The 13,571-nt window shown below is 68.9% G+C and carries 11 protein-coding genes and 1 pseudogene; 10 read left to right on the forward strand and 2 right to left on the reverse strand.

The window, feature by feature from the left end:
- Positions 1 to 23: 23 nt before the first annotated feature.
- The 10 genes from IHQ52_RS21650 (at position 24) to IHQ52_RS21695 (ending at position 12,219) form a co-directional block, all read left to right on the forward strand.
- The gene (locus IHQ52_RS21650; protein WP_024497725.1) at positions 24 to 989 is read left to right on the forward strand and encodes a glycosyltransferase family 4 protein; all 966 of its coding nucleotides are present in this window, start codon (positions 24 to 26) and stop codon (positions 987 to 989) included.
- On the forward strand, positions 986 to 2,506 hold the full coding sequence (locus IHQ52_RS21655; RefSeq protein WP_024497724.1) for a flippase: 1,521 nt from the start codon (positions 986 to 988) through the stop codon (positions 2,504 to 2,506). Before IHQ52_RS21650 ends, IHQ52_RS21655 begins: the two co-directional genes overlap by 4 nt.
- The gene (locus IHQ52_RS21660) at positions 2,503 to 3,597 is read left to right on the forward strand and encodes a glycosyltransferase family 4 protein (RefSeq protein WP_024497723.1); all 1,095 of its coding nucleotides are present in this window, start codon (positions 2,503 to 2,505) and stop codon (positions 3,595 to 3,597) included. The genes IHQ52_RS21655 and IHQ52_RS21660 overlap by 4 nt, the downstream gene beginning before the upstream one ends.
- 50 nt (positions 3,598 to 3,647) lie before the next feature.
- Positions 3,648 to 4,745, forward strand: a complete 1,098-nt coding sequence (locus tag IHQ52_RS21665) for a cellulase family glycosylhydrolase (protein WP_024497722.1) — start codon at positions 3,648 to 3,650, stop codon at positions 4,743 to 4,745.
- Positions 4,746 to 4,859: 114 nt separating this feature from the next.
- On the forward strand, positions 4,860 to 6,335 hold the full coding sequence (locus IHQ52_RS21670; protein ID WP_024497721.1) for a YveK family protein: 1,476 nt from the start codon (positions 4,860 to 4,862) through the stop codon (positions 6,333 to 6,335).
- On the forward strand, positions 6,325 to 7,431 hold the full coding sequence (locus tag IHQ52_RS21675; RefSeq protein ID WP_006434627.1) for a glycosyltransferase: 1,107 nt from the start codon (positions 6,325 to 6,327) through the stop codon (positions 7,429 to 7,431). Before IHQ52_RS21670 ends, IHQ52_RS21675 begins: the two co-directional genes overlap by 11 nt.
- On the forward strand, positions 7,418 to 8,671 hold the full coding sequence (locus IHQ52_RS21680; RefSeq protein WP_096274502.1) for a hypothetical protein: 1,254 nt from the start codon (positions 7,418 to 7,420) through the stop codon (positions 8,669 to 8,671). Before IHQ52_RS21675 ends, IHQ52_RS21680 begins: the two co-directional genes overlap by 14 nt.
- An 83-nt stretch (positions 8,672 to 8,754) precedes the next feature.
- Positions 8,755 to 9,948, forward strand: a complete 1,194-nt coding sequence (locus tag IHQ52_RS21685; protein WP_232513011.1) for a lipase family protein — start codon at positions 8,755 to 8,757, stop codon at positions 9,946 to 9,948.
- 55 nt (positions 9,949 to 10,003) lie between these two features.
- Positions 10,004 to 10,639 carry a GAF domain-containing protein gene (locus IHQ52_RS21690; protein WP_035760271.1) on the forward strand — a complete coding sequence of 212 codons (636 nt, stop codon included), beginning with the start codon at positions 10,004 to 10,006 and terminating at the stop codon, positions 10,637 to 10,639.
- A gap of 98 nt (positions 10,640 to 10,737) precedes the next feature.
- On the forward strand, positions 10,738 to 12,219 hold the full coding sequence (locus IHQ52_RS21695) for a sugar transferase (RefSeq protein WP_024497716.1): 1,482 nt from the start codon (positions 10,738 to 10,740) through the stop codon (positions 12,217 to 12,219).
- Positions 12,220 to 12,236: 17 nt separating this feature from the next.
- Here IHQ52_RS21695 and IHQ52_RS21700 read toward each other — a convergent pair whose 3' ends face one another.
- Complete coding sequence (locus tag IHQ52_RS21700) at positions 12,237 to 12,377, reverse strand: hypothetical protein (RefSeq protein ID WP_191834497.1); 141 nt, start codon at positions 12,375 to 12,377, stop codon at positions 12,237 to 12,239.
- A 257-nt stretch (positions 12,378 to 12,634) separates the two neighbouring features.
- Positions 12,635 to 13,466, reverse strand: a pseudogene (locus tag IHQ52_RS21705) (HNH endonuclease).
- Positions 13,467 to 13,571: the final 105 nt, after the last annotated feature.

Consider the following 13,571-nt stretch of genomic DNA (forward strand, 5'->3'; position numbering starts at 1 on the left):
CGGCGCATCTCGGTGACATCCCGCTGGCCGCGGTCGTCCAGGACGACGCCACCGGAGAGCTGCCCCCGTCGGTCGCCCCGCTACGCCGGCCGGTGGCCGACGGCGTCCGACGCGCCGTCCACGGGGTACTGCCCACGCGACGCGGCGGGGTGTTCCACGGCTTGGACGTCGATCTCCCGGTCGCCGGCCCGACGACGACCGTGGCCACGGTGCACGATCTGTCGGTGCTGGACATGCCGTCGGCGTCGAGCCGGTTTCGCGCTGCGGGCGAGTCCGTACTGGTCCGCGCCACGCTGCGGCGGGCCGACGTCCTGATCGCGGTTTCCGAGTTCACCGCCGAACGCATCCGCGAAGTCTGCGGACGCGATGCGTACGTCACCGAACTCGCGCCGGCAGCCTGGGCACGGCCGCCCGGCACCGCGGACATCGAGCGGGTCCGCACGAAATACGAACTGCCCGAACGTTTCGTCCTGCAGATCGGCACCGTCGAGCCACGTAAGAACGTGGCGCTGGTCGCGTCCGCCGCCCACCGACTCGGCATCCCGTGTGTTCTGGGTGGTGCCGGATCCACCGGTCCGGACGCCCCGTCGTCCGCGCTCGGTCTCGGATACGTCGACGTCGACGATCTTCCCGGGCTCTACGCCGCGGCCACCGTGACCGCATATGCGTCGTTCTACGAGGGCTACGGGCTGCCGCCGGTGGAGGCGATGGCATGTGGCGGCGCCGTCGTCGCGAGCGCCGTCGGCGCACTTCCCCAGGTCGTCGGCGACGGTGCCGTGCTCGTGGAACGACACGACGAGGACGCCTGGGTCCGCGCCCTGGAACCCCTCGTCCGGGACTCGGAGACCCGCCGCGGACTGGTGGATGCGGGCACCCGTGTCGGGGCATCGCTGAGCTGGGACACCACGGCCCGGCGCACGGTCGAGGCGTATCGCGCGGCCGGAATCGACGTGCCCGCCCCGCTCCCGCGTCCGGGGACATCGCCGTGAGCCCGGACGTCACCGGGCCGCTGCCCTCCGACCTCGAGATCGAGCGGCAGGTCCTTGCACCGCCCCCCGCCCATCCGGCATCCGACGCTCGGGCGGCGACGCGCGCCACCGCGGCGATGTTGCTGAGTCGCATCGTGATCGCCGCCCTCGGCTGGACCGGCAGTGTCATCATCGCGCGCACGCTGTCCCCGGAGGACTGGGGCAGCTACTCGTTCGTCTTCGCACTCCTCGGGCTGACCGCGATCGTCACCGACCTCGGCGTGGGCCGGGCGGTGATGGCCCGGCTCATCTCCGACGACCCCGAAGACGTCGCCAGGACCTCGTCCGCCTTCATCGCGTTGCGGATACTCCTGGGACTCGTCGGGTACGTGCTCGCCGTTCTCTACGTCGTCGTGCTGCAGTATCCGGGCGAGGTCATCCGGGCGACCGCGATCGCCGGACTCGTCGTCGTGTTCTCCACTCCGGGGCAGGCACTGACGGTCATCTTCCAGAGCCGGCATCGGCTGCTGCTCACCGCGATCGCCGAGAGCCTCGGCCAGGTCCTGCAACTCGCGATCACCGTCGCCGCGGCGTTCGCCGCACCATGGCTGCTGGTGTTCGTCCTCGCGCCCGTCGCCAACGAGATCTTCGCGCTGGTCGTGAAGGTGGCCGGGATCGCCCGCCGATCGTCGGGGCTCCGGCCGTCCCGGGTCGTCGAGTGGTCACGGTGGAAACCGATGCTCGCCGACGCCCTGCCACTGGCGATCGGGTTCGCGCTGACCATCGCACTGCAGAAGATCGACGTGCTGTTGCTGAGCCTGCTCGACTCGCTCGACGCGGTGGGCATCTACAGCATCGGCTACAAGTTCTCCGACATCATGGACACGCTGATCCTCGCTGCCGTCGGGCCGATCAGCACACTGCTGGTGGCGGCCTGGCCGCACCGTCCGGCCGAACTCCGCCGGCAATGCCGAACCGCAGCGATCGCTTTCGGCGCGGCCGGCGCCGTCACGGTGGCGGCGTTCTGGCCGAGCGCCGGACAGATCATCGAACTCCTCTACGGCCGCCGCTTCGTCGACGGAGCCGACGCCGCGCGGTTCCTGGTGCTGGGGGCCGCGATCATGGCCTTCGTCGTACTGGGGATCTTCCTCCTCGCCGCCACCGGATCCGCGAGACGGTATCCATGGATCGCGGTCGCCGGCCTCGCTCTCAACGTGGCCCTCAACGTGGTGCTGATCCCGCGGTACTCCTACACCGGCGCGGCGATCACGACCGTGATCACCTTCGGCGTGTGCGCCGTGGCGCTGTGGGTCGTCGTGGCCCGGACGCTGCCCGTTGCCGAGTTGTTGCCCCTCGGCGCACTCATCGCGTTGGCGCTCCTCACCGCCGCCGTCTGCGTCGTCGGGGTCTGGGCCGTCGACCCGGTGCCGTGGCCCGTCGTGTCCGTCATGGCCGCGCTTGTCGTCGCCCTGCCCGCGGCCGCCCTGCTACGGCTGACCATCGTTCCTGCCGGCCGCCACGCAAAGGTGATGCGATGACCGAACCAGTGATGTCCACCGGCACACTCGTCTTCGTCGCACACACCGGGCAGGTGTCGGGGGCGGAGAAGGTGATGCTCGACCTCATCGACGTCGCGCTCGAGCGCGGACGGCGGGTGGTCGTCGTGTGTCCCGACGGCCCCCTGCCCGACCGGTTGCCGGACGGTGTGCAGCACGTGCCGATCCCACCGCTCGGGCTGAGTGGTGAACGCGGGCTCCGCCGTCTGGCCGGGGCCTCGCGTCTCCTGGTGGACTGGGTTCGCGCCGGACGCATCCTCCGCCGCATCACCCGGCACAACGCCACGACGATCGTGAACTCTCTGTTCGCCTTGCCCGCGGCACGGGTCGCGAGTCCTCCCGGCCGCGCGTCGTGGCTGGTGCACGACACGTTGTCCTCCGGGCGTCAGCGTGCGGTGGTGCGTCTCAGCGCGCCGGCGATCCGACGTGCGGTGGCGGTCTCGGAGGCAACCGCGGCGCCGCTGACGGCGATGGGCCTGCCCACGGTGGTGGCACACAACGGGGTCCGGTGGCCGGTACCCGCACTGTCGACCGAAGTCCACGACCCGCCCGTCGTCGGAATCCTCGCGCTGCTCACCCCGTGGAAGGGTCACGCGGTCCTGCTCGAGGCCGTCGCCTCACTCCCCGGAGTCGAACTGGAGTTCGCCGGCGGGTCCTTCCCCGGGGACGCCGACCACGTCGCATTCCTGCACGAGCGTGCCGGACGACCCGATCTCGCCGGTCGCGTGCGATTTCTCGGTCACACCGATACGGAGGACGCGCTCGAGCGGTGGGATGTCGTCGTGTCGGCCAGCGTGACCCCCGAGGCCGGTCCGCTCTCGGTGCTCGAGGCGATGGCCTACGGTAAGCCGGTCATCGGCACCGATCACGGCGGCACGACCGAGTTTCTCCGCGGAGGCGCCGGAATCCTCGTGCCACCATCTGATGCGCCCGCATTGGCCGCGGCCATCACACGAGTTCTCGACGATGCGGACCTCCGGCGAGCAATGACCGCGCAGGCCCGTGACCGGATCGGCACCAAACACGACAAATCAGTCACCCTGCCGCTTATGCTGCACGAGTTGTCGTCGTGACGACGACACAGAGGTGGCGCGCACTGCACTCCTTCCTAGATAGGCTGCCCATGAACCAGTCCCTCTCCCGCCGACGGAAGACCTCCCGGTCGGTGCTGGCGTTCACCTGCGTCCTGCTCGCGACCCTCGCCGGCATCGTGTGGGTGCACAGCGACGCCCACTCGGCGCCGGTCACCTGCGCGTTGTCGAGCGGCAGCCACAAGGTGGCGGCCTCGCCCGGAGCCTCGATACTCGCCGCGTCGGACGCCGACCTGAACCGGGAACTGTCGCTCGCCGAGGATCTCGACATGTGGGCGGTTCGGATCGACGTGGACTGGTCGGTCGTCGAACCCCGTCGCGGCCAGCGCAACTGGGCGCCCATCGACCGAGTGGTGAATGCCGTCGTCGCCCACGGCATGTGCCCGGTCGGTCTGGCCACCTACACCCCGCTCTGGGCCGCACGGCCGCTCGACTTCCCGCGCAACTCCCACTACCGGCCCGCCGACCCCAATCTGTTCGCTTCCTTCGCCGCGGCGGCCGCCCAGCGCTACTCACAGTCGATCGCGGTGTGGGAGATCTGGAACGAGCCCAACCTCGCCAACTACTGGCTGCCCCGGTCCAACACCACCGAGTACGGGCAGCTCCTCGCGGCGTCCTACACCGCCATCAAGCGGGCCGTCCCCGAGGCGGCGGTGATCTCGGGCGGCCTCGCCCCCGGGACCGACAACGGTCGCGACATCGCACCGCTGACCTTCGTCCGCAACCTCTATCAGGGCGGATTCAACCGATCCCTCGACGCGCTGAGTGTGCACCCCTACACCTATCCGGCGCTCCCCAATGACCCGGCGGCGGCATCGTGGAGCACGGCCGCACGGATGTGGGACATGCGCGACGTGATGGTCGCGGCGGGTGACGGCGACAAGAAGATCTGGATGACCGAGTTCGGCGCACCCACCGGCAGCGGGACCAACGCGGTGTCCGAGGAGATCCAGGCTCAGAGCATCCAAATCGCGATCGGCGCGCAGAACGATGCGCCGTGGCTTGGGCCGCTGTTCATCTATTCCCTGCGCGACGCGGGGACCGACCCGAACAACCTGGAACACAACTTCGGCCTGGTGCGCCGCGACTGGTCGCCCAAGCAGGCGTACACCTTTCTGGACTCGCGCTAGACGTCACGTCACACATGAGGGCAGGTCGTTAGCTAAAGTGAACCGAAAGTCGACCGACGGCAAGATCATCGGGCGGCGGCCGCCGGGGGGCACCCAACACCACAGGAGAGATGTGTGACCTCCAGTCTGGACTCCGCCGGACGCCGCGACGCGCCACCGTCGGTCGATCTCTTCGGGCATTTCCGCGATCTCGCCCGTGTCGCCCTGCCCGCCATTCTGATCGGTCTGCTCGTCGGCGCGTGCGTGTTCGGTCTGCGCACCGCGCTCGTACCCAAGGAGTACTCGGCGACCGTGGTCGCCGAGATCACCCCGTCCGGCGACATCATCCCGGGAGACGCCTACATCGAACAGATGCGTGCCCCGTTCATCGCGCTCTCGACCGACGAGAACGTGCTCCAGCAGGTCCTGACCCAGGTCGACACCGGTTGGGACACCACCGAACTCCGCGAGCACGTCACCACCGGACCGGGTACGACGCCCTCGCTGCTGCTGTTCACCGCGACGGCACCCTCATCCGATCAGGCCGAGAACGTGGCACGCGCCATGGTGACCGCGATCTCGGCGGCCGCGGTCTCCAACCACGCCCGCGACATCAGCCGGGTCGTCGACCAGCTTCGCGCCCAGATCACCGCCGAGCGGGCACGCAACCGCGCGCTGCCCGATCGGGGCGACTCCAAGGCGGAGTCCAACGCCACCTTGGCGGACCTCAACTCACAACTGACCCGCCTGCAGAACTCCTCGACCGACAGCCTCGCGATCCTCGCCGCCCCCTCGGCGGGCGCGAAGCCGATCGCCCCGAATCCGACGCAGGAAGGTGCCGTGGCCGCCATCGCCGCAACCATCCTCGCCGCCGAACTGCTCGTACTGATCCGGGGCAGAGCCGGGCGGACACCGAATCCCATCTGGGCGAGGAGAATCGCCCACAAGTACGGGGCGCAGCTCTCCTACGACGACGCCACCGCCGGCCCGGGACTGCCGGACACCGTGCTGCCCGCGCTCGCCCAACGACACCGACGCGCACAGGTCGCGCTCATCCTGACCGGTTCCGGTGTGGATGCGGACGGCCTCGTCGACCGGACCGCCCCGCCCGCCGACGACGCCGCTGGACATCCGATGCGCCTCGAACGGCTCCCGCTCACCGAACCGTGGTGGCAGCGTGTCGATCCGGGTGACCTCGCGCTCGCAGTGGTCGCCATCTCGACCGCCGGCACCGACCGGTCACTCGCCGCGCGGGCGCTCGCCCAGTTCGCCGAGATCGGCATCAACCGTCACCTCGTCGTACTGCGACGTCCTCCCGTCGGTGCCGACGACACTCCGTCCGACGACGCTCCGCCACCGGGTCCCGGTGTCGATGTCCACGCACCGCGAGCCCACGTCGACCCCTTCCCCAGCGGCGACGTGGCCACGACCGCGGTGCCGTCCCAGCCGCCACGCACACCGGCCCACCGGCACTCGCACGGTCGGCCGTTCGACTCCGACCGGTTCCGCGTGTCCCCGCTGGACGCGTCCCCGCGGGACCCTCGTCCTCAGGAGCCGTTCTCCCCGAACCGGAACGGCACCACGTGGGACATGGGTGACCATGCCCGGTGATCGCATCGCCGTCGTCCACGAACGGCTCACCGAGATCGCCGGATCCGAACACGTCGTCGAGCAGCTCGCCGCGACGTGGCGCGAGGTCGAGGTCCACGCACCCATCGCCCGCGCCGAAGGGATCCCGGCGGGTCTGACCGATCCCCCGATCACCACGCCACTCAACCGCGCCTACCGGTTGCTCCACGAACGCAGTTACGCCCCGTTGCTTCCCCTGATGCCGTGGGCTTTCCGCCACATGCATCTCCGGGACGCATCGGCGATCGTGGCCAGCCACCACGCGTTCGCGACACAGTCGGTGTTCGCCACCGACGCACCCGTCATCGCCTACGTTCACAGTCCCGCCCGGTGGGCCTGGGACCCGTCGCTGCGCGCAGGCGAAGGCGGCGGAGCTGCCGGTGCCGCGATACTGTCGGCCCTGTCGGTCGTCGCGCGCCGATGTGAGGTCGCAGCCGCACCGGAACTCCACACCGTGGTCGCGAATTCCACGGCCGTGGCGGCACGTATCCGCGAACACTGGGACCGCGACGCGATCGTCGTCCACCCACCCGTCGACCTCGATGGATTCACCCCCGATCCGGCAGTGGAACGCGAGGACTTCTACCTCCTCGCCGGGCGCCTGGTGCCCTACAAACGTCCCGACCTCGCCATCGCCGCTGCCGCGAAAGCCGATGTCCGGCTGGTGGTCGCCGGAGACGGCCGCGCCATGCAGCAGTGCCGTGAACTGGCCGGCCCGAAGACCACCTTCCTCGGGCGGGTTCCCCACGAGACGCTCCTGAACCTGCACCGCAGCGCGCGTGCCGTCCTGATGCCCGGCATCGAGGATTTCGGGATCGTGCCGGTCGAGGCCATGGCCACGGGCACGCCGGTCATCGCTCTCGGCGAGGGCGGGGCGCTGGACACCGTCGTCCCCGGGTCGACCGGACTCCTCGTCGAACCCGGCTCCGACGACGACATCGTCGACCGGTTCGCCGCAGCCATGCGCGACTTCGCCGTCGCCGATTACGACCGCACCGAGATACGGGCGTGGGCCGAACGATTCCGCCGGGAACGCTTCCGCGCCGAGATGCGGGAGGTCGTCGGTGCCGCAATCTGACACGACGCGTTCGACGGTCCTCGATCGCGCCCTCGCGACGTCTCGCACGATCGCGATGACCGGTCCACTGGCCTCACTCGACGCCGACCGCATCCGCGAGCGCCTCGCACCCGCGCTGACCCCGACCTCGCGCCTCACCGTCGTCCCCGACCCGGCGTCGAAGACGTGGGCCCACGACGTCTCGCCGATCCCCATCTCGGTGCGGCCCGATCTGGCCGAGCTGTCCCCCGGCGAGATCCTGACACGGCTGCGGAACGCTCCGGTACCGGCGGGACGCCCCGAGTATCTGCTGTGCGGGAGTTGGCTCGTTCTCGAACACAGCCACGGGATCGGCGACGGCCGGGTCGGTCTGGAGCAGTTCGCCGGGCTGGCCGGCCGCGACGAGGCCGCGATGGCAGCCAACCTGGAACGGTCACTGCCGGCGAACTCGGCGTGGCACGCCGCCCGCAGGCACCTGTTGCGCAACCCCGGACGGCTGCGCGAGATCGCCCGCCTGCGCGCGGCGAACGCGGCCGGCGCTCCGGCGGGCCCCACCCGTTCGCTGTCGGACTGGCGCACCACGCGCCACGTCGTGGCCACCTCGATGCCCGCCGACCGGGCACGCGCACTACGCGCCGCGGTCGCCGACAGCGGGATGAAGGCGTCCTCGGCCGCCGTGACCGTTGCACTGTGGCGTGCGGCCGTCACCGCGCAGGGCGTCTCGATCGACGATCGCACGCAAGTGCTGTTCGACTGCCGGCGCTACCTCGACCCCACGCACGCCGCGGATCACGGCAACCTCGCCGTCGGCATCCCGATCCGCTTCCCTGACGGGGCGACGCCGCCCGAGGTCGGCGACCGCATTCGCGCGGTCGCCGGTTCCGGGTGGCCGGCCGCCATCCTGGCCTCGGCGGAACTCCGCGGCCTGCTGCCCAAGTCGGGGGCCGGGATCGAGCCGGAGGCATCCGACGACGTCCAGGTGCCCGACCGACTGCGTCTCTCGGTCAGCGACATGGGGCGGATCGACATGTTCGACGACGTCGACTGGGACCCGACCGCGCCGTCGCACCACCTCTATGCCTCCCTCGAACCGGACGGTCCGGATGCGGCGACCACCTTCGTCAGCGAGATCGGCGGGGTCCGCTCTCTCACCACCACCTTCTACCGCGCCTTCATCGACCCCGCCCTGATCGAAGCCGCCCAGCAGCACCTCTGCGACGATCCGGTGTCGCTTTTCGAACGGCTCCTCACCCGATCATGAGTGCACCCGGCCCCAGGTTCCGTGGCCCACGATCGCTCCGCTCGGGAAGATCCTCACCCCTGCGCTCGGGAACATCCTCACCGTTGCGCTCGGGAATCATCTCGACCGTCCTGTTCCTCACGACCCTGCTGGTCGCCCTCACCGGGACGTCCTGCGCCACCGATGGCTCCTCCGAGTCCGGCCCGTCCGGGAGCACGGTGCCGGAGGGGGCATCGCCCGGCGACGTCATCGGCACGGCCTCCGACACCAGCGAGTACCGCTCACTGGCCAAGATCGCCGAGCGCGCGCTGCGTTTCCGGTATCGCTCGGAGCATCCCGTCACCGGCGAATTGGTGCCTGTGTCGGCGGCCGCATTCGTGCCCCGTGGAACGGCCCCCGCCGGCGGCTGGCCCGTCATCGCGCTCGGTCACCCGACGACCGGCGTCGCGAACAACTGCGCACCGTCGTTCTACGGCAACCTGCTCGGCACCGTCGATCTCGTCGCCACCCTCCTCGAGCAGGGATTCGTGGTCGTGCAGACCGACTACCAGGGTCTGGGCACCCCGGGTGATCACGCCTACCTCGAACCCACGGTTGCCGCACGCAACATCATCGACTCGGTGCGCGCAGTGCGCTCGATCGTCCACGACACCACCGACGACTGGTGGGGATTCGGTGTGTCCCAAGGTGCGCACGCGGTGTTCCGGGCGAACGAGATCGCCGATTCCTATGGCGACGGACTGAACCTGATGGGGACGGTCAGCATGAGTCCGGCACTCGACATCCGGCCCCTCGCCGACTCCATGGCGGCCGGCACGCTGACACCGGATCAGATCGCGTTCCTTCCGGTCATCCTGACGGGACTGAAGACGGTCCACCCGGAACTGAACATCGACGACTACCTCCGCGGTCCCATCCGCGACACGTTCCGGGTCTTCCTCGAATGCAACGACGCCGCGCGGGTGCAGAAACAGGACATCGTCGAGATCACGGAACCCCCCGACTACCGTCCGATCGACGCCGCTGCCACCGAACGACTGCGGGGGTGGCTGGGTGAGGCGAGTCTGCCGCAGGGTCGGGCGAGCGCTCCGATGCTGATCTCCTACAGCTCCGAGGACAAGGTGATCCGTCCGTCGTGGACCGCGGGCGCGATAGAGCAGGCCTGCGCTCGAGGTGATGTGATCAACACGGTGATCGTCAGGGGGCAATCGCACGGCATACTCGACGTCGGCTCGAAAACAGCAGACTGGGTGAAGGCCGTGTCGAACGGGGATCCCGTCCGGAACGACTGTCGATGACCCACCACCCGCCGTCGGGGCAAGCGCGGTGTGGCTCGCGAAGTGGAGACCTCTCATGAACACCAACCCGAACGAGGCGGACGACCGCGAAGCGGACGCGTCCGCAGATCGACTGTCGTCGGTACTGGGCGTCCCGGGCGACTCGACCATGTCGGCCATCTTCGACGCGGTTCGAGGGGCAGATGAGAAGACCGCGGCGGCATTACGCGAACTGCTGTCCGACCCGGCCCGCGTGCGAGCCATCGAGGAATCGGGGCTTCTCTCCGGTCAGCCACATCCGGCCGTCGATGACGCGATCAGCCTGACGATCAATGCGCTTGGCGTCGCCTACGCGGCACTCAACGTGGTCACCGCCGAAGGACAGACCAACGCGTCGATCGCCTGGCAGTCCGGAAAGCCGGGGCACAAGGGTACGCGGCCGCTGCTGGACTCTCTGTGCGTCTACCCCGTTGTGAGTGACGCAATGCTGGTGATCGACGACATCGCCGACCATCCGGTCCTGTCCGAGCACTCGACCGCACGCAACGGCGAGGTGGCCTCCTACCTCGGCATTCCGCTGCACGCGGGCGACGGACACGTCATCGGTACCTTCTGCGTCTGGGATACCGAACCGCACCACTGGTCGTCGACCGACATCGCCCTGCTCACCGATCTGTCGGTGGTGGTGAGGGAAGCCGTGTTCCGCGACTGAGCGCGACTCGCCGGCAAATGTGAGGCCGAGTCGCATGTTTCCGTTAGCCACCTTTACAATTGGCGGTGACCGGGGGGCCGTTCATCGATGGAGTGGACTTGGCTACCCATACCTCGGAGGTCGAGGCGCTGCCCAGGTCGGGCAGGCCTGCCGACTCCCCTGATTCTCGGCGCTCACTCGGCGACCTGGTGCGCGATGATCCGCTCAGTACCGCCATCACGGTTTCCATCGACGTCGTGACCTCGGCGATCGCCACAGCTGTCGCCATCTGGTGGATCGTCCTTCGCCAGTCCGACTATCCCCCACTCTGGACCATTGCGCTGTACCCGGTCGCCCTCGTGGGCGTCTTCGGGTTACGAAAGATCTACCGGCGCGGACTCAATCGCCGATTCCTGGACGAGGTCGGCAAGGTCATGACCGGTTGCACCGTCGCGGCGATGGTCCTGCTGTCGCTGATGCTCCTGGCCGGCCTCGACGAACGTCCGGGCGCGGCCACGACGAAGCTCTGGATCTCCGCGTTGTTCTGGGTCCCGTTCGGGCGGCTGGTCCGGGATCTCGTTCAGCGCAACCTCCGCCGCCACGGACACCTGATGGCACCGACCCTGATCATCGGCGATGGACCGGTCACCGAGCAGGTGGTCGGGCGCATGGTCGCAGCGCCGGAGCACGGCCTCAAGCCGGTCGGTGTCCTGGCCGCCGGGGCACCGCCGCGTGACCGGGACGAACGCGCGTCCCGGGTTCCTCAGCTCGGGGGTGTCGACGACCTCGACCAGGCGATCCGGGCGACGAATGCCGAAATCCTCGTGGTCGCCTTCGCGGTCACGAACGTCGAGCGATTGACCGCGTCGGTCCGCATCGCACACCGGCACGGGGTCAAGGTGTGGATCGTTCCCCGCATGTTCGACGTCATCGGCCGACGCAGCCGCGTCGACCACATCGGTGGCCTCCCGTTGATGTCGGTTCCTCACACCAATCCGCAGGGATGGCAGTTCCGGACGAAGCACATCGGCGACCGTGTGGTTGCAGCGCTGATCCTCGCCGCGATCTCGCCCGTGTTCCTGACACTCATGTTGCTGGTGCGCCTGAGTTCCCCCGGCCCGATCTTCTTCGCCCAGCCGCGTGTGGGCCGCGACGGCCGGGTCTTCGACTGTCTCAAGTTCCGTTCGATGCGACCCGAGGACCCGACGGCCGAGAAGTTCCGGCCCGCGGCCGGCAACGCCCCCGGCGGCGTCGAGGGCGTCGACCGGCGCACCAGGATCGGCAAGATCATGCGTTCGACGTCGATGGACGAGTTGCCACAGCTGCTCAACGTCGTGCGCGGAGAGATGAGTCTTGTCGGGCCCCGCCCGGAACGCCCCGAGTTCGTGTCCCTGTTCGAGGTGCAGATCCGCCGCTACGGCGAACGGCACCGGGTCAAGGCCGGCGTGACCGGCTGGGCCCAGGTGCACGGTCTCCGCGGTCAGACCTCGATCGCCGACCGCGCCGAATGGGACAACTACTACATCGAGAACTGGTCGCTGTGGCTCGACGTCAAGATCCTGCTGCTGACGGTCCTCGCAGTACTCAAGCGCGCCGAATGATGGCCGGCAGCTGATACTCAGAGGCTCGGACGCCGGGTGTCGTACGCGTCCTGGTACCTCACCCGCCGACGACCGTCGCCGGCGACGACGAGAACCGTGCGGATGATGATCGCGAGCAGGATGAGGCCGCCCACGATCGCCAGTAGAACCACGGTCATGACGACCTCCTCACCGCCGGCCACCACAGACGCGAACTGCGTTGCGGCAGCGTCGAATCACCACGGACATCGCCGTGGACGCACTGTCGGTGAACATGGTGCGGCGTCACCGCCCACGAGCGCCACTGATTTTCCGGCGCCTTCACACTGTGGAGTTGTCAAGGAACAGATGCGGTCCCGACATGTGGCGGACCCCGCTGCTGGTTGAGTACGCGAGGAGCTTGCGACGAGCCGTATCGAAGCCGGCTGCGCGAAAGTCAGGCGGCGTCGTCGAGTCGCATGGTGCGCCGCTTGTAGGCGGGTAGGGCGCGCCGTTGCGGATCGACGTCGGCGGGCGGGATGAGCCACGGGTGGCGGAGGAAGCCCAGCATGATGTCCCAGCCGTTGTGGTGGACCTGGGTGTGGCAGCGTTGACAGAGCAGGCACCCGTTGTCGAGGTCGGTATCACCGTCGTCGGACCAGTGCTGGATGTGATGGACCTGCGTATGTGACGGCGGCGCACCGCATTTGATGCAGGTCTCGTCGCGCAGGATGATCGCCTTGCGCAGGCGTGCCGGGAACAGTCGTCGTTCGCGGCCCATGGCCAAGGGCACGGTCTCGCCGTCTGTGAATCTCGGTGGGCGTGGCACCCGACAAGGCTTGGGTGAGGAGTTCGATTTCGTAGATCGTCCGGTCGCCGTCGGAAAGCGCTGCAGATGAACGTCTCTCGATCACCGCGATGCCCCGGACGATGGCATCGACGACTTCACCCGAGAGACGACCATCGGCAGCGCAGGCCTCGACCTTGCTCAGCGTGCCGAGAGCGTCGGCGATCCGAGTGGTGCGAGTAGCCGCTGCGGGCGGGAACCCCATCTCGATCAGCAGCTTCTTGGTGGTCGAACCCGCCTTTTCCGCGACGCCAAGGTCGTCGAGGTATGCTGCGTGCGTGGCGATCTGGCGATCGGCCACGTTGCGGATCAACCGCCAATACTCCAGCTGCTCGTACGTCAGACGGCCGGTGGGATCGTCGGCGGGCAGGGTGATCTCGACGAGTTGGTCAAGGACCACGTTGAGTGAAGTGGTGTCGATCCGCGGGAGCTCGCGACTCACTGGCCCCTTCACTGACGCACACCGCGTAACTCACGGTGCCGTGGGTCCTGGAACGCCGCGGGACGGCCCACAGGTGACGTCAGTCGGTATACAGGCAGTTCCCTC

The organism is Gordonia amicalis (genome assembly GCF_022059885.1).
Classification (GTDB): Bacteria; Actinomycetota; Actinomycetes; order Mycobacteriales; family Mycobacteriaceae; genus Gordonia; species Gordonia amicalis.

Coding starts and splice junctions, on each gene's coding strand:
- IHQ52_RS21700 (WP_191834497.1), bottom strand. CDS start 12,377: ATGACCGTGGTTCTACTGGCGATCGTGGGCGGCCTCATCCTGCTCGCG.
- IHQ52_RS21665 (WP_024497722.1), top strand. CDS start 3,648: ATGAACCAGTCCCTCTCCCGCCGACGGAAGACCTCCCGGTCGGTGCTG.
- IHQ52_RS21690 (WP_035760271.1), top strand. CDS start 10,004: ATGAACACCAACCCGAACGAGGCGGACGACCGCGAAGCGGACGCGTCC.
- IHQ52_RS21660 (WP_024497723.1), top strand. CDS start 2,503: ATGACCGAACCAGTGATGTCCACCGGCACACTCGTCTTCGTCGCACAC.
- IHQ52_RS21675 (WP_006434627.1), top strand. CDS start 6,325: ATGCCCGGTGATCGCATCGCCGTCGTCCACGAACGGCTCACCGAGATC.